Source organism: Streptomyces sp. NPDC051636, from assembly GCF_044453765.1.
Lineage (GTDB): Bacteria > Actinomycetota > Actinomycetes > Streptomycetales > Streptomycetaceae > Streptomyces.
In genome coordinates, this window is the sequence record NZ_JBITDA010000004.1 from 24,290 (window position 1) to 44,170 (window position 19,881).

Sequence of the window (19,881 nt, forward strand, 5' to 3'; positions counted from 1 at the left end):
CCCCCGGACGGGTTGGACGATGCTAATGCCTCTCGACCAGCACCGCGCTCCCCTGACCCACCCCCACACACATCGTCGCCAGCCCCCGCCGCGACCCCGTACGGCGCATGCGGTGCAGCAGCGTGGTCAGGATGCGGGCGCCGGAGCAGCCCAGCGGATGGCCGAGGGCGATCGCGCCGCCGGTCGGGTTGACCAGGTCGGGGTCGATGCCGAGCTGGTCGACGCAGGCGAGGGCCTGGGCGGCGAAGGCCTCGTTGAACTCGGCCTCCTGGAGGTCGGCGACCTCCCAGCCGGCCCGGGCGAGCGCCTTGCGGGTGGCGGGGACCGGGCCGATGCCCATCACGTCGGGGTGCACCCCCGCCGAGGCGCCGGCGACGTAGCGGCCGAGGGACTCCAGGCCCAGCTCGTTGAGGGCCTCCTCGCTGACCAGCAGCAGTCCGGCCGCGCCGTCGTTCATCGGCGAGGCGTTGCCGGCGGTGACCGTGCCGCCCTCGCGGAAGACCGGCTTCAGCCTGGACAGCTTCTCGTAGGAGGTGTCCTCGCGGACGCACTCGTCGGCGTCGACGACCACGCCGTCGGGGCGCTCGACGGGCAGGAGTTCGTCGTCGAAGTGGCCGTTCTTGCGGGCGGCGGCTGCCAGTTGGTGGCTGCGCAGGGCGAACTCGTCCTGGCGTGCGCGCGGGATGCCGTACCGCTCGGCGACCTCCTCGGCGGTCTCACCCATGGACAGCAGGGCGTGCAGGTCCTTCATCGCCGGGTTGACCAGGCGCCAGCCGAGGCGGGTGTCGGCGGTCTCGATGCGGTGCGGCAGGGCCTCGTCGGGGCGGGGCAGCACGAAGGGGGCGCGGCTCATCGACTCCGAGCCGCCCGCGACCACGATGTCGGCCTCGCCGGCGGCGACGGTGCGGGCGGCGAGGGTGACCGCCTCCAGACCGGAGGCGCACAGCCGGTTGACCGTGGCGCCGGGCACGGTCTCGGGCAGGCCCGCGAGCAGGGCGGCCATGCGGGCGACGTTGCGGTTGTCCTCGCCCGCCTGGTTGGCGGCGCCCCAGTAGACGTCGTCGATCCGGGCCGGGTCGAGTGAGGGCACGTCGGCCACCAGGTGGCGGATGACCGTCGCCGCCAGGTCGTCGGGGCGCACGCAGGACAGGGCTCCGCGCAGCTTGCCGATGGGGGTGCGGCGGGCGGCCGCGAAGTGGACGGGACGCACGAGGATCTCCTGACCGACGACGCTGTGGATCAGCACTGAATTAATTAGCACCGCTAGTTTTGGACTATAGACCGCCGGCCGGCGCGCTGGGAAGATCCCCCGGGGACCATCACCGACGCAGCTGGAGGAGACATGGCCGACGCCCGCGAGCACGTCCTCGCCGGGACCCGGGGCACGATCACCGCGCGCGAGTGGCCGCACCCCCGTCCCCGCTACGCCGTCGTCGTGGTGCACGGGTACGGCGAGCACGCCGGCCGGTACGCGGAGCCGGCCGGTGTCCTCAACGGGCACGGCGCGGCCGTGTTCGGGCCCGACCACACCGGTCACGGCAAGTCGGCCGGTGAGCGGGTGGTGATCGAGGACTTCGAGGACGTGGTCACCGACGTCCACACCGTGGCCGCCCTCGCCCGCGCCGCGCACCCCGGTGTGCCGCTGGTCCTCGTCGGCCACTCCATGGGCGGCCTGATCGCCGCCCGCTACGCCCAGCGGTACGGCGACGGGCTCGCCGCACTCGTGCTGTCCGGGCCGGTGATCGGCGCCTGGGAGCTGCCGGGCCGGCTCCTCGCCCTCCCCGAGATCCCGGACACCCCGGTCAGCCCGGCCGCGCTCTCCCGCGATCCGGCGGTGGGTGCCGCGTACACCGCCGATCCGCTGATCTGGCACGGCCCGATGAAGCGGCCGACGCTGGAGGCGTTCGTACGGACCCTGGAGACCGTCGACAAGGGCGGTGACGTGGGCCCGCTCCCGGTGCTGTGGCTGCACGGCGACGACGACCGGCTGGTCCCGCTGCCCGGCAGCCGTCCCGGCGTCGAACGGCTGACCGGGGGCCGGGCGGCCGAGCGGATCTACGCCGGGGCCCGGCACGAGGTGTTCCACGAGACCAACCGCGCCGAGGTCTTCGCGGACCTCACCCGTTTCCTCGACGGCGTGCTCGCGGAGCCGGGCCGTGGCTAGCGCGTGTCAGGCCCGTTCAGCACCGCGTTTGCGCGTGTGTGCCCGGGGCACCCGCGCCCCCATGGAGTGGTTGCGCAGTGCCGCCTGCGTGGGTGAGGACCCCGAACTGTTCTTCCCGGTGGGCACGACCGGACCCGCGCTGCGGGACGTCACCGCCGCCAAGCGCGTCTGCGCCCGTTGCCCGGTGGTCACCCAGTGTCTGGCGTACGCGCTGGCGAACGGCCAGACCTCCGGCGTCTGGGGCGGGACCTGCGAGGAGGAGCGCGACGCACTGCTCCGTGCGTCCAGGAACGACCGATACCTCGGAGAGCTCGAGAAAGGGAGAAGCGCCCTATGACCGTGGTGAAGAGCACGCTGCCCGAGGAGGCGCTGCGGGTCACCGGCAACGCCCTGCAGGAGACCCTCGTGGACCTGCTGGGCCTGTCACTGATCGGGAAGCAGGCGCACTGGAACATCGTGGGACCGCGGTTCAGGTCGATCCACCTCCAGCTCGACGAAGTGGTGGCGGCGGCGCGCGGCTACGCCGACACGGTCGCCGAGCGCGCCGCCGCGCTGGGCGTGGCGCCGGACGGGCGGCCGGAGACCATCGCCGCGACGTTCGCGCTGCCGGGCACCAAGGACGGCTGGCTGCGCGACACGGAGGTCGTACAGCTGCTGGTCGAGTCGCTGGAGGCGGCGGTCGGGCGGCTGCGCGAGCGGATCGACGCCACCGAGAAGGCCGACCCGGTCACCCAGGACCTGCTGATCGGCATCACCGCCGACCTGGAGAAGCAGCGCTGGATGTTCGAGGCCGAGAACTGGCCCCGCGACGACCGGTGAGCGGCGCGGGACACCCGCGCGCTGAACCACACGTACGTACGGAAGGGGACACGGCATGGCCGACGCCCTCGAACTCGACGCGCTGTGGGAGGACTTCCACCGCGTCGTGAACATGACCTCGCAGGAACTGGCCGCCTGGCTGCGGGTGCGCGACGCCGACGAGAACGCGGAGCCGCTGCCGGAGGAGGCGGGCACGCCCACCGGGCAGCACGTGCTGGCGATCCTGCAGAAGCGGCGCACCGACCTCACCGACGACGACATCCGCGTGATGCACAGGGTCGTGGACCGGGTCACCGACCTGGTGGATCTGGAGAACGAGCCGGAGCCGGAGCGGACACCCGAGGACACGCGCCGCCGGCACCAGCTGATGACCCTCGGCCACGATCCGCTCAAGCCGTAGCCATGGACCGCGCACGGGCCGGGCGGATCCTCGCCGAGCTGGTCTCCGCGTACGGGCGGACGTACGCGGAGGAGGCGGGCATCCGCCTGAAGGACACCCCGCAGCCACTGTACCGGCTGCTGGTCCTGGCCGTCCTGCTCAGCGCCCGGATCCGCGCCTCGGTCGCGGTGGCCGCCGCCCGCGCCCTGCACGAGTCGGGCCTCGACACCCCGCGCCGCATGGCCGGCGCCGACTGGCAGGTCCGGGTGGACGCGCTGGGCCGGGGCGGCTACCGGCGCTACGACGAGCGCACCGCCACCCAACTCGGCGACGGTGCCGAGCTGTTGACCGAGCGGTGGGGTGGCGACCTGCGCCGGATGCGCGCCGAGGCGGACGGCGACGCCGGCGAACTGAGGCGACTGCTGCAGGAGATACCGGGACTGGGTCCCGCGGGCGCCGACATCTTCCTGCGCGAGGCGCAGCGGGTGTGGCCGGAAGTGGCGCCGTACCTGGACGGCAAGGCGCTGTCGGGCGCGGAGCGGCTGGGCCTGCCGAAGGATCCCGGGCGGCTGCTCGGCCTCGCCGGTGACACCGAACCCGCCGTGCTCGCCGCCGCGTTGGTGCGCGCCGCCCTGGACAAGCAGGTGACCGAAGACAGCCTCCGCCGCGCCGCGTGACGGTGTCGGACTGCTCGCAGAGCGAGTTCGGCAGCTTCTTCAAGTGACTCGATCTTCTGGAGCCGGGGATCGTCTCCGTCTCGCAGTGGCGGGGCGAGCCCGACGGGGAGGGTCCGGTCTCCCTGTACGGCGCGGTCGGGCGCAAGCCCACCGTCCGACTCGCCCGGCACGCTCCCCCAGGACGCCGCTCCTTGAGGGGCGAACGGTGCCTGCCGGGGCACTGGCTGCCGCGACCGCCGCCGGTCCCACCGCCGCCGCGCACGTCCTCGGCCCGCGCCGGGTGTCCGGCCCTGTCGCGGCCGTCCGGCGCCGCGCTGAAGGCGCCCGGACAACCGCAGCCGGACGCCCTCGCCACGCCCCCGCCGCGGGGCCTCAGACCTCGGGAATGCCCAGCACCCGGGCGATGGTGCGCAGTACGCCGTTGTCGTTGTTGGACGGGGCCAGGTGGCGGGCCCGGCGGATGACCTCCGGGTGGGCGCCCGCCATGGCGAAGGACCACTCGGCGGCGTCCAGCATCTCCAGGTCGTTGAGGTAGTCGCCGAACACCATGGTCTGCGCGGGCGTGATGCCCAGTTCACGCTGGAGTCCGCGCAGGGCGGCGCCCTTGTTGGCGGTGGGGTTCATGACGTCGACCCAGTGTTCGCCGGAGACCACGACCTGGTGGGTGGCGGAGAAGGCGTCCAGCGCGGGGGCGGTGCTCCGCTCGGCCGGGCCGAAGTCGAACAGGGCCACCTTGATGACGTCGTCGTCGACGGCGGTGACGTCCTCGACGATCCGGTGCTCCACGTAGTACTGGCGGACCTCGGCCAGGAAGGCCTCGTCGGTCCGCTCGACGTAGGCGGACCGCTTGCCGCAGACGACGGCGCCCACGTCCACGCCGCCCGCCACCAGCCGCCGCACGGTCCGCGCGAGACCGGCCACGACCGACCGGTCCAGCGGGTCCGAGCTGAGCTCCACGCCGTCGCGTACCACGTAGGTGCCGTTCTCCGCGATGAACACCATCCCATCGGCCGCCTCGGCGAACTGCCGGGCCAGCGTGGCGTACTGGCGGCCGCTCGCCGGGCTGAACAGCACCCCGCGCCTGCGCAGTTCGCCCAGCATCGGCCACAGGCCCTCGGGGATCCGCTTGGCGTCGTCGAGGAGCGTGCCGTCCATGTCGGTGACGACGAGCCGGATGCCGGCGGAGCCGTCCGGGAGGCCGGGGCCGGTGAGGAGGGACGCGGGGGTGGCGGGCATGTCCTGCTTCCGGTCGGGGTCGGGCGTACGGGGACCAGTGTTCCTCATGGGGCGTACGGGCCCGGAACCCGGCCGGCCGGGTTCCTCGCGGGTCCTCCGGGACGCGGATCCCCCCGGTCCGCCGATTCCCCGGACAGCGCGATCACCGGGCGGCACAATGGCCGCGGACAGTCACACGCGGACAGTCGCAGGGGGCGGAGGGCGGCGACGTGAGCGAGGGCGGATCGGCGGAAGTGACCACGTCCGTGGCGCACGCCGCGCGGGTCTGGAACTACTGGATCGGCGGCCGCGACAACTACGCGGTCGACCAGCGGGTCGGCGAGCAGGTCGCCGGGATGCTGCCGGTGATCCGGGACGTGGCGCGCGCGGACCGGGAGTTCCTGGGGCGGGCGGTGCGCTTCCTGGCCGGGGAGCGCGGGGTGCGGCAGTTCCTGGACATCGGCACCGGGCTGCCGACGGTGGGGAACACCCACGAGATCGCCCAGGGCATCGCGCCCGAGGCGCGGATCGTCTACGTGGACAACGACCCGATCGTGCTCATGTACGCCCGTACCCTGCTCATCAGCGGACCCGAGGGCGTCACCGACTACGTCGACGCAGACGTGCGTGATCCGGACACCCCCGTCCGGCGGGCGGCCGAGACCCTCGACCTCACCCGGCCGGTCGCGGTGATGATGCTGGGCATCCTGAACTTCGTCCTGGACGACGACACGGCGCGGGACGTCGTGCGCCGGGTCATGGCGGCGGTTCCCTCGGGCAGCTTCCTCGCGCTGACGCACCCCACCTGCGACAACGAGCTGGGCGGCGCGGGCAACGAGGCGGCGATGCGGTTCTGGAACGAGCACGCCACCCCGTCGGTCACCGCCCGCGAGCGCGCCCGGGTCGCCGCCTTCTTCGACGGCCTCGAGCTGCTCGAACCCGGCCTGGTGCCCTGCTCCCAGTGGCGTGCCGGGCCCGGCTCCCCCGCCGTGGTACCGCAGTTCGGCGCGGTGGCCGTGAAACCCTGATCCCGACCACGTACGGCCTCACCCGTCGACGAGGAGAACGGATGACCACCCTGGCCGACCCCGTGCCCGGCGGGCGCCCCGGCGACGTCCAGCGGGCCACCGCGCTCGCCGCCGAACTGACCGGGCGGGGCGTGCACGGCATCGTGCTGGCCTATGTCGACACCGCGGGCATCGGCCGGGTGAAGACGGTCCCGGCGGCCCGGCTGGCCGCGGCGGCGGCCTGGGGCGTCGGCATGTCCCCGGTCTTCGACACCTTCCTGGCGAACGACTCCATCGTCACCACCGACGTCCTCGGCTCCCCGGACGGCGATCTGCGCCTCTACCCCGACCTCGACCACCTGGCGGTCCTGGCCGGGCAGCCCGGCTGGGCGTGGGCCCCGGTCGACCGGATCACGCAGGAGGGCGAGCGGCATCCGGGGTGCGCCCGCACGTTCCTGCGCCGGATGGTCACGGACGCCGCCGAACGGCACGGCATCGCCTTCCGCGCGGCCGTCGAGACCGAGTGGGCCGTCGGCCTGGACCCGGCGCCGGACGGGGAGTTCGTCCCGGCGGTGTCCGGCCCGGCGTACGGCGCGATCCGGCAGGTGGAGCTGAGCGAGTACACCGCCGACCTGCTCGCGGCCTGCGCGGTCCAGGGCATCGACGTCGAACAGCTGCATCCCGAGTACGCGGCCGGGCAGTTCGAGCTGTCGGTGGGCGCGCTGGACCCGGTGGCGGCGGCCGACCGGAGCGTGCTCGTACGGCAGACCATCCGGGCGGTGGCCCAGCGGCACGGCCTGCGCGTCTCCTTCGCCCCGACCGTGTCCGCCGAGGGCGTCGGCAACGGCGGCCACCTCCACCTCTCCGCCTGGCGCGACGGGGTGAACCTGCACGCCGGGGGTCCGGGCCGGTACGGCATGACGGCCGAGGCGGAGTCGTTCGCGGCCGGGATCCTCGCGCACCTGCCCGCACTGACGGCCGTGACCGCGCCCAGCCCGGCCAGCTACCTGCGCCTCAAACCCTCCCGGTGGGCGGGGGTGTTCACCGTCTGGGGCCGCGAGACCCGCGAGGCGGCGGTGCGCGTCGTCACCGGTACGGCGGGCCACCAGCGGCAGTCGGCGAACCTCGAGGTCAAGCCCGTCGACCTGGCCGCCAACCCGTACCTCGCCCTGGGCTGCGTCATCGCCGCCGGGCTCGACGGCGTGACCTCGGCGGCGGCCCTGCCCGAGGAGATCACCGGGGACCCGGCCCGGTTCGCCGCCGAGGAGGCCGCGGCGCGGGGCGTGCGCCGGCTGCCGGTCTCGCTGCCGGAGGCCGTCGCCGAGTTCCGCACGGACGAGGTGCTGCGCGCCGCGCTCGGCCCGGTGCTGGCCGACGCGGTGACCGCCGTGCGTCTCGGGGAGGCGGCGGCGGTCGACGGGCTGGACGACGCCCGGGTCGCGGCGGCCTACCGGTGGAAGTACTGAGCATGGGCGGCCGCGTGTCCGGACCGGTCCAGGAGGCCCTCGCCGCTCTGCCTCTGGTCGACCACCACTGCCACGGCGCCGTCACCGCCGACCTGGGGCCCGAGGAGTTCGCCTCGCTGCTCACCGAGGGCGAGGCCCGGCCCGGCAGCGGGGTCTCCCCCTTCGACACGCCCGCCGGCGTGGCCGTACGCCGGCACTGCGCTCCCCTGCTGGACCTGCCCCGGCACGCGCCCGCCGCCGACTACCTGGCCCGGCGGACCGCTCTGGGCTGGCGGGAGGTCAACCGGCGGTTCCTCGCGGCGGCGGGGGCCGAGGTGTTCTGTGTGGACACCGGGTACGCCCCGCACCCCGTCACCTCCCCGCAGGAGCTGGCGGACAGCGCCGGCGGCAGGGCGTACGAGGTCGTACGGCTGGAGGAGGTGGCCGAGTCGGTGGCCGCGCGGGGCGTGGAGGCGGGCGAGTACGCGACCGCCTTCCGGGCGGCGGCGGAGGCCGCCGTACGCCGGCCGGGGGTGGTGGCGGTGAAGTCCGTGGCCGCCTACCGCACCGGCTTCGCCCTGGACCCGGCGCGGCCCGCCGACGCCGAGGTCACCGAGGCGGCCCGGCGCTGGCTGACGCACGGCGGCCGGCTGGCCGACCCGGTCCTCGTACGCCACCTGCTGTGGACCGCCGTCGGCCTCGGCCTGCCCCTGCAACTGCACACCGGCTTCGGGGACCGCGACATCCGGCTGCACCGGGCCGACCCCGCCCTCCTGACGGACTGGCTGCACCTGACCTCGGGCACGGTCCCGGTACTGCTGCTGCACTGCTGGCCCTACCAGCGACAGGCCGCCTATCTGGCCGCCGTGTTCGAGCAGGTGTACCTCGACGTGGGACTGGCCCTCCACCACGCCGGCCCGGCCCGCTCCCGGGCGATCCTGGAAGAGGCCCTGGAGATCACACCGTTCCGCAAACTCCTGTACAGCTCAGACGCCTACGGAGTGGCCGAATTCCACCACCTCGGCGCGCTGTGTTTCCGCCAGGGGCTGGCCGCGCTGCTGACGGACCGCGTGGACGCCGACGAGCTGAGCCTGCCCGACGCCCTGCGCATCGCCGCCTGGACGGGGCGCGACAACGCCCGCCACGTGTACGGACTGCCCGGGTCGGAGCCACTCCCGCCCGGCCGTGCCTGTGACTGAGGACACGCCATTCCCGATCTCCGGAAAGTATGATCAAGCAATGTCTGACATGACCGAAACCACGCCCGGCTGGCTGACTCCCGACGAGCTGGAGATGGCGCGCGCCCGCATGCCGATCCTGTACGTCGATGCCGTGCCGGTGCGCGTCGACGACAGCGGCGAAGTCACCAGCATCGGACTGCTGCTCCGCATGGGGCCGGACGGAACGGTCAGCCGGACCCTGGTCTCCGGCCGTGTCCTGCACCACGAGCGGGTCCGCGACGCCCTGCTGCGCCATCTGGAGAAGGACCTCGGCCCGGTGGCGCTGCCCCGCGTGCCCGCCTCCCTGCAGCCGTTCACGGTCGCCGAGTACTTCCCCACCGCGGGCATCACCCCGTACCACGACCCGCGCCAGCACGCGGTGTCCCTCGCCTACATCGTCCCGGTGGCCGGTGACTGCCGTCCCCGGCAGGACGCGCTGGACCTGGTGTGGTTCAGCCCGCAGGAGGCCGCGTCCCCGGCCCTGCAGAGCGAGATGCCGGGCGGGCACGGGGTGCTGCTGAAGCAGGCGCTGGCCCACGTGGGGCACGTGGCCTGAAGCGGCGCCCCGCCGTCAGTCCGGTAAGGCCCGCAGTTCGGCGTGCGCGCGGCTGTCGTCGAGGAAGCCGCCCGACTGGTGCTGCCACAGCCTTGCGTAGGCACCGTCCGAGGCGAGCAGTTCCTGGTGCGTGCCCTGCTCGACGATCCGGCCGCGGTCCAGGACGACGAGCCGGTCCATGCCGGCGACCGTGCTCAGCCGGTGCGCCACCACGAGCGCCGTCCGCCCCGCCATGAGCCGCCACAGCGCCTCCTGGACGAGGATCTCGCTCTCGGAGTCCAGGGCGCTGGTCGCCTCGTCGAGCAGCAGGATCGGCGCGTCGCGCAGGATGGCCCGGGCCAGGGCGACCCGCTGGCGCTGTCCGCCGGACAGCTTGACGCCGCGCTCGCCCACCATGGTGTCGAAGCCGTCCGGCAGCGCGTCGGCGAACTCCGTGACGTGCGCCGCCTCGGCCGCGCGGCGGATCTCGGCGTCGGTGGCGTCCGGCCGGGCGAACGCGATGTTCTCCCGCAGGGTGCGGTGGAACATCGCCGGGTCCTGCGGCACGTAGGAGATCAGGCCGCGCAGGTCGGCCTGGCGCAGCCTGCTGATGTCCTGTCCGCCGATGAGGATCCGGCCGGCGTCGATGTCCGTCATACGCAACAGCAGCCGGGTGAGCGTGGTCTTGCCGCCGCCGGACCGGCCGACGAGACCGATCTTCGCGCCGCTGGGCACCACCAGGTCGAGGCCCTCGAAGAGCGGCTCCGCGCCCCCGTGGGTGAAGGTCACCCGCTCGAAGCGGACGTCGGCGGCTTTGGGCAGCAGCGGCTCCGGCGACGCCGGGTCGAGCACGGTCGGCGGAGTCAGCAGCAGTTCGGTGAACTGCGCGGCCTCCGTCATCGAGCTCTCCAGGCGGCGGTATATCTGGTTGAACTCGAACATGATCCGCGTCGCGTTGGTGTAGTACGTGAAGGCGACCACGACCGCCTCCACGCCGTGCTCACCGCCGCCGAGCGCGACCGCGAGCAGCAGGCCCAGCGCGTTGGTCAGCACGGACAGCGGCGCGACCAGGGTGTCGATGCGCAGGTTGCCGTAGTCCCACGACCGCAGGGTGAGCCGCCGTGAGGCCGCGACGCGGGAGCGGTGTTCGGCGGCCTCGCGTTCCTCGGCGGCGAACGCCCGGACCGTGTCCATGTTCATCAGGCTGTCGGCGACGTGCCCCGACACCCGGGCGATCGCCTCCTCACGCTGGCCGACGAGCGCCTGGCGGCGACGGATGAGGGGCACCACGCACAGCGCCGTCAGTGCGATCATCACCAGCAGTCCGACGACGAGCAGTGGGTCGTAGCGCCACAGCACCACCGACCCGAACACCAGCGGCACGAGGCTGCCCACGACCTGGAACGTCAGCGTGTCGACGAACTCCTCGAAGCGGGCGGCGAAGCTCAGGACCCGCTTGGTCAGCGACCCGGCGAAGTTGTCGTGGAAGAACGCGGCGTCCTTGGCGAACAGCTCGTCCATGCCGATCACGTACAGGTGCTCGATGCCGAGGGCGTCGACGCGGTTGAGGCAGTGCAGGCCGATGCGCCACAGCGTCTCCGCGAGCAGCAGGACACCGGCGAAGCCGATGACGTACGGCAGCGTCGAGCCGGCGGTGACACCGGCGTCGCCGGCGATGCGGCCGACGAGCTTGGCGACGACCAGCGGCGCGATGTAGTTGATCCCGATGTTGCCCAGCGCCGGCAGCAGCATCGCGGGCACCGTCAGCCATCGGAGCCGGGCCAGCTCTCGTCCGTAACAGCGAAGGGCGAGGAGCACCGGGCCCGTGCCCGGCGGGGCCTCGCGCGATTCATGCGATCCCATCCCACGGCAGTGTCCCGCAACGGCGACCGCGCGGTCCAAGCGTTTTCCGCCCAGACCGTGCCGGGCGGTTGATCCTCGCGTGGTGAGTCCGCTGCCCCACATCGGCCCGCTGCGGACCATGGCCCCTGCGTCACGCTCCGCGGAGCGCCGGCGTGCTCCCGGGGCCCACGGCGGCCTCGCGCTCCAGCATGGCGGAGAGCCAGTTGCCGGGTTGCCACGTGATCAGCGTGTGCCGAGCAGTGGCTGACGAACCCTCAAGAGCTGTACTGTCCGGACCGGGAGGGCGTGGCGACCAGGGGCCGGCCCACCATGGCGGACCTCGCGGCCCGTGGCGCGCAGTTGCTGGTCTTCAGCGACCGGACGCGTGCAAGCGACACCGCCAACGGCTGGACGACGCGCGACACCTTCGGGGTGATGTACCAGCGCGAGTGGACCGTCGAGAACCACTGGTCCATGGGCGGCGGCATCGGCGACTCCGACTGGTCCTGCTACAGCCGCTGGGGCACCGGCAGACCCCTCACGGCCGACTCGGCCGCCTTCCACCCGCTGTTCGTGATGAACCACTTCCGCGACTACACGGTCAGCTCCACGGCCGGGACCGACAACGGCAAACTCCTGGGCCGCGCACGGAACTTCTGCACCCCCGCCGCCCGCAAGAAGCCCAACTGCCCAGCGGTGGACCGCTACGACCTGGGCTCCCCGACCACCGCGACCGACGCTCTCAACACGTACATCCTCACACCAGGACAGTGACCGGCGCCCGCCCCGCGCAGTCATCACAGCAGGCCCCTGGCAGCACGGGCGGCGGCGCCTGCCCTTCGCCCTGACCGGAAGCGCCTGCGACCGACCTTGCCCATGGCGCCTAGGGCAGCGAGGAGGGCGCCCTGCCCGGGGTCACAGCCCGACGCCGACGTTCCACACCGCGTCCCCGACCCCGCGTCGGGGGCGCGGTGGTGTCAGGCCGGGATGCCGCCCAGCACGATGCCGAGCATGCGGTCGGGCCCTCTCGCGGGCATAAAACCCGTCGCGCCGCCGATGATCGGCACGATCAGCCTCGAAGGCGGAAGCGCCCCACGCGAAGAAGGGTCTTCCCAGGCTCTCGCCTGCGAAGACCCTTCGCACCGTCGGGACGACAGGATTTGAACCTGCGACCCCTTGACCCCCAGTCAAGTGCGCTACCAAGCTGCGCCACGTCCCGGTGCCCGCCTGACCTGGGGTTTCCCCCGGCCGAACGCGCAGGGAAACCATACCGCACTCGGGTCGGTGGTCGCGTGCTCGTTTGTCCGGGGCCGGCGTCTTGACCTCAAGTTTGGTTGAGGTTGCAGGATCGTCCGCATGACGATCACCTACGCGGACCTGCCCGAACTGATGAGTCTGATGACCGGCGACGAGAAGCACGGCCCGGCGGCGACCTCGACGCTGGACGTGTTGTGGGTGCTCTACGACCGGGTGCTGCGGGTGGGGCCGGAGCGGACGGGGGATCCGGCCCGGGACCGGTTCCTGCTGAGCAAGGGGCACGGGCCGATGGCGTACTACGCCGTGCTGGCCGCGAAGGGCTTCGTACCGGTGGAGTGGCTGCCGGGTTTCGGCTCCTACGACTCGCCGCTCGGGCACCACCCCGACCGGGTGCTGGTGCCCGGCGCCGAGATCGGCAGCGGGTCGCTGGGGCACGGGCTGCCGATCGGCGTGGGGACGGCGCTGGGGCTGCGCACCCAGGGGCTCGACGAGCCGCGGGTGTGGGTGCTGATCGGGGACGCCGAGCTGGACGAGGGCAGCAACCACGAGGCGATCGCCTTCGCCGGGCCCGCGGGTCTGGAGCGGCTGCACACGGTCGTCGTGGACAACTCCTCCGCCAGCCACGCCCGGCCCGGCGGCATCGCCGCGCGCTTCGAGACGGCCGGCTGGTCGGCCGTGACCGTCGACGGGCGGGATCACGAGGCGCTGTACGCCGCCTTCACCGCGCCGCACCCGGGCCGCCCGCACGTGGTCGTGGCCCGCGTCGAACCCAAGGACGCCTGAAGTTCTCTGTTCTTCCGCCAGAAGGGCCTTATTTCCATGGACACCATGCGTGACCGTTTCGCCCCCGTCGTCTCGCGGCTGCTGGACGAGGATCCGCGGGTCGCGGTCGTACTCGCCGAGATCGGCAAGGACGGCTTCGCCGAGGCGCGGCGCCGGCATCCGGACCGGGTGATCAACGTCGGCATCCGTGAACAGCTCCTGATCGGGGCCGCGGCCGGGCTGGCGCTCACCGGCCTGCGACCGGTCGTGCACACCTTTGCCAGCTTCCTCATCGAGCGGCCGTTCGAACAGGTGAAGCTGGATCTCGGGCACCAGGACACCGGGGCGGTGCTGGTGAGCGCGGCGGCCTCCTTCGACTGGCCCGCCGGCGGATACACCCACATGGCGCCCGGTGACGTGGCGCTGCTCGACACCCTGGACGGCTGGACCGTGCACGTCCCCGGTCACCCGGACGAGGCGGAGACGCTGCTGAGGCACGCGGTCGCAGCCGGCGACGACAAGGTCTACGTGCGGCTGTCGGTGCAGGCCAACCGGGGGGCGCTCGCCGTCGACGGGCAGCGGTTCGTCACCGTCCGCGAGGGCCGCTCCGGCGTGGTGGTGGCCGTCGGTCCGACACTGGACGCCGTGCTCGCCGCCACCGAGGGCCTGGACGTCACCGTCCTGTACGCGACGACCGTACGGCCCTTCGACGCCCCCGCGCTGCGCCGCGCCACGGCGACCGCGGGCACGGACGTCGTCCTCGTCGAGCCGTACCTCGCCGGGACCTCGACGGCCGCCGTCGACGAGGCGCTGTCCGACCTGCCCCACCGGGTGCTGGGACTCGGCGTCGGCCGCCGCGAACTGCGCCGGTACGGGACCGTCGAGGAGCACGTCGCCGCCCACGGGCTGGACGCGGGGAGCCTGCGGGCGCGGATCGGCGGCTTCGTCGGGGGCGGGGTGGCGGCGGCACGCGGGTGAGACGGCCTCATGGCTGTGCGCCGCCCGGCCGCCCCAACTCCGGGTACGCCTCCAGCAGCCGGGGCGGAGCCGCCTGGCGCCAGGAGTCGGTGAGGATGTCGCGCAGTTCGGCCTCGTCCTCCAGGGCGGAGAGTCTGGCCCGGACCCAGGCGAACTGGGCCTCGTGGCCGGCGATCCAGAACTTGCCCGGCTCGGCCAGCACCAGTTCGTCGCGCTCCTCCTTGGGGCAGCGGACGGCGAGGGAGGTCTCGTCCTCGGGCAGTGTGGCGAACATCTTCCCGGCCACCCGGAAGGTGGGCATGCTCCAGGCGGTCTTCTCGGTCGTGTCCGGCAGGGACAGGGCGATACGGCGTACGTCTTCGGCATCCGGCATGCTCGGCACCGTAACCTCTCCCACTGACAGTCACCTGGTCGCGGCCGCCAGGTGCTTGTAGTAGAGGGTCGTCGGGCGCAGTACTCCGGCGGGGCTCGCCGCGTAGTCGGGGATGACGCCGGCCCGGGTCCAGCCGGCCGTGCGGTAGAGGCGCTCGGCGGGGCTGCCGGTCTCGGTGTCCAGGTGCAGCAGGGTGATCCCGGCCGCGGCGGCGGCCTCCTCCGCGGTGGTCAGCAGCGCGCGGCCGAGGCCCCGTCCCCGGCCGTCCGGGTGGACCATCAGCTTGACGAGTTCGGCGCGGTGCCGGCTGTTGGGCTTGTCGGGAAAGGCCAGGCCGACCGTGCCGACCACCCGGCCCGCGTCCCGCGCCACCCACACGGCGAACTGCCCGGCGGCCACGGCGGCGGCCCGTCCCTCCCACCAGGCGACGGCCTCCGCCCGGTCGAGCGGCGCCAGGAACCCGACCGACGCCCCACCGGCCACGATGTCGGTCAGCAGCTCGCCCAGCTCCCCCGCGCCCGCCCGCAGTCGGCCGGCGTCCCAGCGGACCGCCCTCATGGTCGCACCACCGCCAGGACGTAGCGCGCCCCGCCCGGTCCCGGGCAGCGGAACCGCGTCGGCCCCCACACCCGCAGCCGCAGGCAGTCTCCGGCGGCCAGCCGGTGCTCGACGTCCGACGCGGTCACCGCCAGCGCCCCGTCGAGAATCCAGATGTGCTGTTCGAGGCCGGGCACGGGCGGCCGGTCGTAGGCGATGTCGGCGCCCGCCGCGAGCCGTCCCTCGACGAGTTCGCCGCGCAGCCCGGTGTGCGGCGGGGACACCGAGCGCCGTACGAAGCCCGAGGCGCGGTCCTCCCACACCGGCTGGTCGGCGGCCCGCACCAGCGGCGCGGGCTCCGCCTCGACCTCGCTCAGCAGCTGGGACATGGTCCGGCCGTAGACGTGGCACAGCCGGTTGAGGAGGGCCGCCGTGGGGCTGGTCCGGGCGCGCTCGGCCCGCGACAGGGTGGACCGGCTCACTCCGCTGCGTTCCGCCAACTCGTCCAGCGACCAGCCCCGTTCGGCCCGCAGCTCGGCGAGGCGGGCGGCGAGTCGGGTGTCGACGGGATCCACGTCCCGGGACGGCGCGGCCGGCTCTTCGCTTCTCATATCTGGGAGCTTATCCCAGATATGATACGACCGTATGACCGAATGCTCTCGTCTACGCCCGCGCCGCCTCGCCCAGCGCGTCCAGTACCGGGCGGATCAAGGGATGCCCCTCGGCTCCCCGGCGTACGGCCGCGAAGACGCGGCGGGTGGGGGCCACGCCGTCGACGGGGCGGACGACCACGCCCGTCAGGTCCATGCCGCGCAGCGCCGAGCGCGGGACGAGGGCCACGCCGACGTCGGCCGCGGCCAGCGCGACGACCGCGCGGAAGTCGTCGGAGGAGTGTTCCAGGCGGGGCTGGAATCCGGCGTTCTCGCAGGCCAGGACGACCACGTCATGGCAGGGGTTGCCGGGGTACGGGCCGATCCACGGGTCCTTGGCCAGGTCGGCGAGGGGCACCTCGGCGCTCTCGGCCAGGCGGTGGGTGACCGGGACGACCGCGTCGAAGGGCTCCGCGTACAGCGGGACGTGGGTCAGCCGGGGATCGTCGGCGGACGGGGCCCCGCGGTACTCGACGGCGACGGCCACGTCCACCTGCCGGTCGAGGACCATCGGCAGGCTGGCGTCGCCCTCGGCGTCCTGGACGCGGATGCGGATGCCGGGCGCGGACGCGGCGAGGCGGGCCACGGCCGGCGCCACGACCTCGGCGATGCCGGTCGCGAAGGCGGCCACCGTGACGGTGCCGGCCTCGCCCGACCCGTACGCGGCGAGTTCCGCCTCGGCCCGCTCCAGCTGGGCGAGGACCGCGTTGGTGTGGCCGAGCAGGATCTCGCCGGCCGGGGTCAGCCGTACCCCCTTGGCGCTCCGCTCGACCAGCCGGTGGCCCGTCTCCTGCTCCAGGGCCGCCAGCTGCTGGGAGACGGCGGAGGGCGTGAGGTAGAGCGCGGCGGCAGCCGCGGTGACCGTACGGTGGTCGGCCACCGCACGGAGGATGTGGAGCCGCCGCGCCTCGATCATGACTCCGATTATCGCAATATGCCCGGGCCGACCGGGCCCGGAGCCCTCACGCGTCCAGTTCCGCCCGCGCCGCCACGAAGGCGTCCACCGCGCGGTCGACGTCGTCCGTGGAGTGCGCGGCGGACAGCTGGACCCGGATGCGGGCCTGGCCCTGCGGGACGACCGGGTAGGAGAACCCGATCACGTACACGCCGCGTTCCAGCAGCAGCTCCGCCATGCGGCCCGCCCGTGCCGCGTCGCCGATCATCACCGGCGCGATGGCGTGGTCACCGGGGAGGACGTCGAAGCCCTCCTCGGTCATCCGGCGGCGGAACAACGCGGTGTTCTCCGAGAGCCGCACGCGCAGGTCGTCCGCCGACTCCAGCAGGTCGAGCACCTTCAGTGAGGCCGCGGCGATCACCGGGGCGAGGGTGTTGGAGAAGAGGTACGGGCGGGAGCGCTGGCGCAGCAGGGCGACGATCTCGGCGCGGGCGGCGACGTAGCCGCCGGAGGCGCCGCCGAGCGCCTTGCCGAGGGTCCCGGTGATGATGTCGACGCGGTCCATGACGCCGTGCAGCTCGGGCGTGCCGCGGCCGGTCGGGCCGACGAAGCCGACCGCGTGTGAGTCGTCGACCATGACCATCGCGTCGTGGCGGTCGGCGAGATCGCAGATCTCGGCGAGGGGGGCGACGTAGCCGTCCATGGAGAAGACGCCGTCGGTGACGATCAGCCGGCGCCGGGCGCCCGACGCCTCCTTGAGCTTCGCCTCCAGGTCGGCCAGGTCGCGGTTGGCGTAGCGGAAGCGGCGGGCCTTGGACAGGCGGATGCCGTCGATGATCGACGCGTGGTTGAGGGCGTCGGAGATCACCGCGTCCTGCTCGCCGAGGAGGGTCTCGAAGACTCCTCCGTTGGCGTCGAAGCAGGAGGAGTACAGGATCGTGTCCTCCTGGCCGAGGAACGCGGACAACCGCGCCTCCAGCTCCTTGTGCACCTCCTGCGTACCGCAGATGAAGCGCACGGACGCCATGCCGTACCCCCAGCGGTCCAGGGCCGCGTGCGCGGCGGCGACGACCTCGGGGTGGTCGGCGAGGCCGAGGTAGTTGTTGGCGCAGAAGTTGAGGACCTCGCCGGGGCGGCCGCCCGCGGTGACGTGGACGGTCGCGGACTGCGGGGTGCCGATCACGCGCTCGGGCTTGTGCAGGCCGGCGGCGCGGATCTCGTCGAGGGTGGCGCGCAGGTCGTCGCGCACGGAGTCGAACATCGGAAAGCTCCTGAAGGTGCTTGCGCGGAAAGGGAGTTGCTCAGCCGCTCTGCGGGGACTCACGCAGTCCAGTCGAGGATGACCTTGCCGCCGCGGCCGCTCGCCGCGTCGGCGAACGCCGCCTCGAAGTCCCGGTAGTCGTAGCGGCCGGTGATCACGGGCGCGAGGTCGAGGCCGCCCTCCAGCAGCACCGACATGGCGTACCAGGTCTCGAACATCTCCCGGCCGTAGATGCCCTTGATGGTGATCATCTTGGTGACGATCCGGGCCCAGTCGACGGGGAACTCCTGCGCCGGCAGGCCCAGCATGGCGATCCGGCCGCCGTGCGTCATGTTGGCGATCATGTCCCGCAGGGCGGCGGGGCGGCCGGACATCTCCAGGCCGATGTCGAAGCCCTCGCGCAGGCCGAGCTCCCGCTGGCCGTCGGCGATGGTGGCGTCGGAGACGTTCAGGGCGAGTGTCGCGCCGGTCTTGCGGGCGAGGTCGAGCCGCTCCTCGCTGACGTCGGTGATCACCACGTTCCGGGCGCCCGCGTGCCGGGCCACCGCCGCGGCCATCAGGCCGATCGGGCCGGCGCCGGTGATCAGGACGTCCTCGCCGACCAGCGGGAAGGACAGCGCGGTGTGGACGGCGTTGCCGAACGGGTCGAAGATCGCGGCGACGTCGAGGTCGACGGGGACGCGGTGCACCCACACGTTGGCGGCGGGCAGGGTGACGTACTCGGCGAACGCGCCGTCGCGGCCGACGCCGAGGCCGACTGTGGCCCGGCACAGATGGCGGCGCCCGGCCAGGCAGTTGCGGCACTTGCCGCACACCAGGTGGCCCTCGCCGCTGACCCGGTCGCCGATCCGGATGTCGGTGACGTCCCGGCCGGTCTCCACGACCTGGCCGACGAACTCGTGCCCGACCACGAGGGGAGTGCGGATCGCCTGCCGTGCCCAGCCGTCCCAGGACCGGATGTGCAGGTCGGTGCCGCAGATCCCGGTCCGCTGGACCTTGATCAGCACGTCACCGGGTCCGACGGCGGGCTCGGGCACGTCCGCGAGCCACAGCCCGGGCTCCGCCTTCTCCTTGACCAGCGCCTTCAACGCTACGGCTCCTGAGGGTGTGTCCCGGCGCACGGGCAGGCCGAAGGGTGCCCGCGTCCGGGGAGAGGAGTGGATTCGCCCAGCAATCTGCCGTACGGCGGCGGCCCCGGTCCATCGAGGATTTCTTAAGCGGCGCCACAGCTCCGCTTCACGCCGGTGATCTCGGCCCCGTCACAGCAGGAATCCGTCGTCCCCGCGCCGCTCGAGTCGTACGGCCAGTTCCGCGGCCCGCGCCTTGATGGTCTCCAGGCCGGTTCTCCCCCACGGCCTCGGGGCCACGTCGGCGACGCACACCGTGCCCAGCACCATCCCCATACTGTCGATGAGCGGGGCGCCCAGGTAGGAGCGGATGCCGTACTCGTCGACGACCGGGTTGCAGGCGAACCGCGGGTAGTCGCGGACGTCCTCCAGGACCAGCGCCTTGTGCCGGACCACCACATGGGCGCAGAACCCGTGGTCGCGCGGCAGCCGGCGGCCTACCTCGGGGCGTGTGCCGTCGGCCTTCGCGAACGGCCCGGTGACCGGCGTGCGCAGGCCCGCGAAGAACTGCCGTTCCTCGCCGATGAAGTTGACCATGGCGTACGGCGTGCCCGCGAGCTCGGCGAGGTGGTCCGCGAAGGCGTCGAGGGCGGGTTCGGGACGCTCACCCAGGCCGAGCCGGTGCAGGCGCAGGGTGCGGGCGGGGGCCTCCTTGTCCTCGGGTGTCAGCAGCAGACCCCTGACCGGCCGCGGCGGGTCATAGGTCATGGCCGGGCTCCGTCGCTGTGGGCATAGCTC

21 protein-coding genes, 1 tRNA gene and 1 pseudogene are annotated in these 19,881 nt (G+C 73.3%); 12 read left to right on the plus strand and 11 right to left on the minus strand.

Annotation, left to right across the window (positions count from 1 at the left end):
- Nucleotides 1–22 precede the first annotated feature (22 nt).
- Nucleotides 23–1,210, minus strand: coding sequence for a thiolase family protein (locus tag ACIBBH_RS09665; RefSeq protein WP_399404025.1), 1,188 nt, complete (start codon nt 1,208–1,210; stop codon nt 23–25).
- Between the two features lie 132 nt (nt 1,211–1,342).
- Here ACIBBH_RS09665 and ACIBBH_RS09670 point away from each other — a divergent pair, with 132 nt between their 5' ends.
- From ACIBBH_RS09670 to ACIBBH_RS09690, 5 genes are all read left to right on the plus strand, one after another.
- The gene (locus tag ACIBBH_RS09670; protein ID WP_399403702.1) at nt 1,343–2,164 is read left to right on the plus strand and encodes a lysophospholipase; all 822 of its coding nucleotides are present in this window, start codon (nt 1,343–1,345) and stop codon (nt 2,162–2,164) included.
- Nucleotides 2,165–2,225: 61 nt separating this feature from the next.
- A complete protein-coding gene (locus ACIBBH_RS09675) occupies nt 2,226–2,501 on the plus strand; it encodes a WhiB family transcriptional regulator (protein WP_399403703.1) in 276 nt (91 codons plus the stop codon).
- Nucleotides 2,498–2,983, plus strand: coding sequence for a Dps family protein (locus ACIBBH_RS09680; RefSeq protein ID WP_399403704.1), 486 nt, complete (start codon nt 2,498–2,500; stop codon nt 2,981–2,983). Before ACIBBH_RS09675 ends, ACIBBH_RS09680 begins: the two co-directional genes overlap by 4 nt.
- A gap of 55 nt (nt 2,984–3,038) precedes the next feature.
- Nucleotides 3,039–3,383 (plus strand): DUF3140 domain-containing protein, encoded by a 345-nt coding sequence (locus ACIBBH_RS09685; RefSeq protein WP_399403705.1) that lies wholly within the window; start codon nt 3,039–3,041, stop codon nt 3,381–3,383.
- Nucleotides 3,384–3,385: 2 nt separating this feature from the next.
- Complete coding sequence (locus tag ACIBBH_RS09690; RefSeq protein WP_399403706.1) at nt 3,386–4,039, plus strand: endonuclease; 654 nt, start codon at nt 3,386–3,388, stop codon at nt 4,037–4,039.
- Nucleotides 4,040–4,411: 372 nt separating this feature from the next.
- Here ACIBBH_RS09690 and ACIBBH_RS09695 read toward each other — a convergent pair whose 3' ends face one another.
- Nucleotides 4,412–5,275 carry a Cof-type HAD-IIB family hydrolase gene (locus ACIBBH_RS09695; RefSeq protein ID WP_399404026.1) on the minus strand — a complete coding sequence of 288 codons (864 nt, stop codon included), beginning with the start codon at nt 5,273–5,275 and terminating at the stop codon, nt 4,412–4,414.
- 209 nt (nt 5,276–5,484) lie between these two features.
- Here ACIBBH_RS09695 and ACIBBH_RS09700 point away from each other — a divergent pair, with 209 nt between their 5' ends.
- From ACIBBH_RS09700 to ACIBBH_RS09715, 4 genes are read left to right on the plus strand one after another with little or no spacing between them, the layout of a single operon-like run.
- Complete coding sequence (locus tag ACIBBH_RS09700) at nt 5,485–6,282, plus strand: SAM-dependent methyltransferase (RefSeq protein WP_399403707.1); 798 nt, start codon at nt 5,485–5,487, stop codon at nt 6,280–6,282.
- Between the two features lie 41 nt (nt 6,283–6,323).
- The gene (locus ACIBBH_RS09705) at nt 6,324–7,727 is read left to right on the plus strand and encodes a glutamine synthetase (protein WP_399403708.1); all 1,404 of its coding nucleotides are present in this window, start codon (nt 6,324–6,326) and stop codon (nt 7,725–7,727) included.
- Between the two features lie 2 nt (nt 7,728–7,729).
- Nucleotides 7,730–8,905: an amidohydrolase family protein gene (locus ACIBBH_RS09710; protein WP_399403709.1), complete on the plus strand. Its 1,176-nt coding sequence runs from the start codon at nt 7,730–7,732 to the stop codon at nt 8,903–8,905.
- 49 nt (nt 8,906–8,954) lie between these two features.
- Nucleotides 8,955–9,482: an NUDIX hydrolase family protein gene (locus ACIBBH_RS09715; protein ID WP_399404027.1), complete on the plus strand. Its 528-nt coding sequence runs from the start codon at nt 8,955–8,957 to the stop codon at nt 9,480–9,482.
- 15 nt (nt 9,483–9,497) lie between these two features.
- On the opposite strand, the gene ACIBBH_RS09720 is transcribed toward ACIBBH_RS09715, so the two are convergent.
- Nucleotides 9,498–11,324 (minus strand): ABC transporter ATP-binding protein, encoded by a 1,827-nt coding sequence (locus ACIBBH_RS09720; protein ID WP_399403710.1) that lies wholly within the window; start codon nt 11,322–11,324, stop codon nt 9,498–9,500.
- A 261-nt stretch (nt 11,325–11,585) separates the two neighbouring features.
- On the opposite strand from ACIBBH_RS09720, the pseudogene ACIBBH_RS09725 reads away from it, so the two are divergent.
- Nucleotides 11,586–12,077: pseudogene (locus ACIBBH_RS09725) on the plus strand (phospholipase); the annotation flags it as partial.
- A 371-nt stretch (nt 12,078–12,448) separates the two neighbouring features.
- Here ACIBBH_RS09725 and ACIBBH_RS09730 read toward each other — a convergent pair.
- A tRNA-Pro gene (locus tag ACIBBH_RS09730) sits at nt 12,449–12,522 on the minus strand.
- Between the two features lie 137 nt (nt 12,523–12,659).
- Between ACIBBH_RS09730 and ACIBBH_RS09735 the strand changes: the two genes are divergently transcribed.
- A complete protein-coding gene (locus tag ACIBBH_RS09735; protein WP_399403711.1) occupies nt 12,660–13,343 on the plus strand; it encodes a transketolase in 684 nt (227 codons plus the stop codon).
- A gap of 36 nt (nt 13,344–13,379) precedes the next feature.
- Complete coding sequence (locus ACIBBH_RS09740; protein WP_399403712.1) at nt 13,380–14,300, plus strand: transketolase family protein; 921 nt, start codon at nt 13,380–13,382, stop codon at nt 14,298–14,300.
- Nucleotides 14,301–14,307: 7 nt separating this feature from the next.
- On the opposite strand, the gene ACIBBH_RS09745 is transcribed toward ACIBBH_RS09740, so the two are convergent.
- From ACIBBH_RS09745 to ACIBBH_RS09775, 7 genes are all read right to left on the minus strand, one after another.
- A complete protein-coding gene (locus ACIBBH_RS09745) occupies nt 14,308–14,673 on the minus strand; it encodes an MmcQ/YjbR family DNA-binding protein (protein ID WP_399403713.1) in 366 nt (121 codons plus the stop codon).
- A gap of 30 nt (nt 14,674–14,703) precedes the next feature.
- Nucleotides 14,704–15,231, minus strand: coding sequence for a GNAT family N-acetyltransferase (locus ACIBBH_RS09750; RefSeq protein ID WP_399403714.1), 528 nt, complete (start codon nt 15,229–15,231; stop codon nt 14,704–14,706).
- Nucleotides 15,228–15,821, minus strand: a complete 594-nt coding sequence (locus ACIBBH_RS09755; RefSeq protein ID WP_399403715.1) for a helix-turn-helix domain-containing protein — start codon at nt 15,819–15,821, stop codon at nt 15,228–15,230. The genes ACIBBH_RS09750 and ACIBBH_RS09755 overlap by 4 nt, the downstream gene beginning before the upstream one ends.
- Before the next feature lie 52 nt (nt 15,822–15,873).
- A complete protein-coding gene (locus ACIBBH_RS09760; protein WP_399403716.1) occupies nt 15,874–16,776 on the minus strand; it encodes a LysR family transcriptional regulator in 903 nt (300 codons plus the stop codon).
- Nucleotides 16,777–16,822: 46 nt separating this feature from the next.
- Nucleotides 16,823–18,016 (minus strand): glycine C-acetyltransferase, encoded by a 1,194-nt coding sequence (locus ACIBBH_RS09765; RefSeq protein ID WP_399403717.1) that lies wholly within the window; start codon nt 18,014–18,016, stop codon nt 16,823–16,825.
- 59 nt (nt 18,017–18,075) lie between these two features.
- On the minus strand, nt 18,076–19,104 hold the full coding sequence (gene tdh, locus ACIBBH_RS09770) for an L-threonine 3-dehydrogenase (protein ID WP_399403718.1): 1,029 nt from the start codon (nt 19,102–19,104) through the stop codon (nt 18,076–18,078).
- Nucleotides 19,105–19,275: 171 nt separating this feature from the next.
- Nucleotides 19,276–19,851, minus strand: a complete 576-nt coding sequence (locus tag ACIBBH_RS09775; protein WP_399403719.1) for a GAF domain-containing protein — start codon at nt 19,849–19,851, stop codon at nt 19,276–19,278.
- Nucleotides 19,852–19,881 lie beyond the last annotated feature (30 nt).

Coding starts and splice junctions, on each gene's coding strand:
- ACIBBH_RS09710 (WP_399403709.1), top strand. CDS start 7,730: ATGGGCGGCCGCGTGTCCGGACCGGTCCAGGAGGCCCTCGCCGCTCTG.
- ACIBBH_RS09735 (WP_399403711.1), top strand. CDS start 12,660: ATGACGATCACCTACGCGGACCTGCCCGAACTGATGAGTCTGATGACC.
- ACIBBH_RS09715 (WP_399404027.1), top strand. CDS start 8,955: ATGACCGAAACCACGCCCGGCTGGCTGACTCCCGACGAGCTGGAGATG.
- ACIBBH_RS09680 (WP_399403704.1), top strand. CDS start 2,498: ATGACCGTGGTGAAGAGCACGCTGCCCGAGGAGGCGCTGCGGGTCACC.
- ACIBBH_RS09720 (WP_399403710.1), bottom strand. CDS start 11,324: ATGGGATCGCATGAATCGCGCGAGGCCCCGCCGGGCACGGGCCCGGTG.
- ACIBBH_RS09760 (WP_399403716.1), bottom strand. CDS start 16,776: ATGATCGAGGCGCGGCGGCTCCACATCCTCCGTGCGGTGGCCGACCAC.
- ACIBBH_RS09670 (WP_399403702.1), top strand. CDS start 1,343: ATGGCCGACGCCCGCGAGCACGTCCTCGCCGGGACCCGGGGCACGATC.
- ACIBBH_RS09675 (WP_399403703.1), top strand. CDS start 2,226: ATGGAGTGGTTGCGCAGTGCCGCCTGCGTGGGTGAGGACCCCGAACTG.
- ACIBBH_RS09695 (WP_399404026.1), bottom strand. CDS start 5,275: ATGCCCGCCACCCCCGCGTCCCTCCTCACCGGCCCCGGCCTCCCGGAC.
- ACIBBH_RS09685 (WP_399403705.1), top strand. CDS start 3,039: ATGGCCGACGCCCTCGAACTCGACGCGCTGTGGGAGGACTTCCACCGC.
- ACIBBH_RS09775 (WP_399403719.1), bottom strand. CDS start 19,851: ATGACCTATGACCCGCCGCGGCCGGTCAGGGGTCTGCTGCTGACACCC.
- ACIBBH_RS09755 (WP_399403715.1), bottom strand. CDS start 15,821: ATGAGAAGCGAAGAGCCGGCCGCGCCGTCCCGGGACGTGGATCCCGTC.
- ACIBBH_RS09740 (WP_399403712.1), top strand. CDS start 13,380: ATGGACACCATGCGTGACCGTTTCGCCCCCGTCGTCTCGCGGCTGCTG.
- ACIBBH_RS09745 (WP_399403713.1), bottom strand. CDS start 14,673: ATGCCGGATGCCGAAGACGTACGCCGTATCGCCCTGTCCCTGCCGGAC.
- ACIBBH_RS09765 (WP_399403717.1), bottom strand. CDS start 18,016: ATGTTCGACTCCGTGCGCGACGACCTGCGCGCCACCCTCGACGAGATC.
- ACIBBH_RS09690 (WP_399403706.1), top strand. CDS start 3,386: ATGGACCGCGCACGGGCCGGGCGGATCCTCGCCGAGCTGGTCTCCGCG.
- ACIBBH_RS09750 (WP_399403714.1), bottom strand. CDS start 15,231: ATGAGGGCGGTCCGCTGGGACGCCGGCCGACTGCGGGCGGGCGCGGGG.
- ACIBBH_RS09705 (WP_399403708.1), top strand. CDS start 6,324: ATGACCACCCTGGCCGACCCCGTGCCCGGCGGGCGCCCCGGCGACGTC.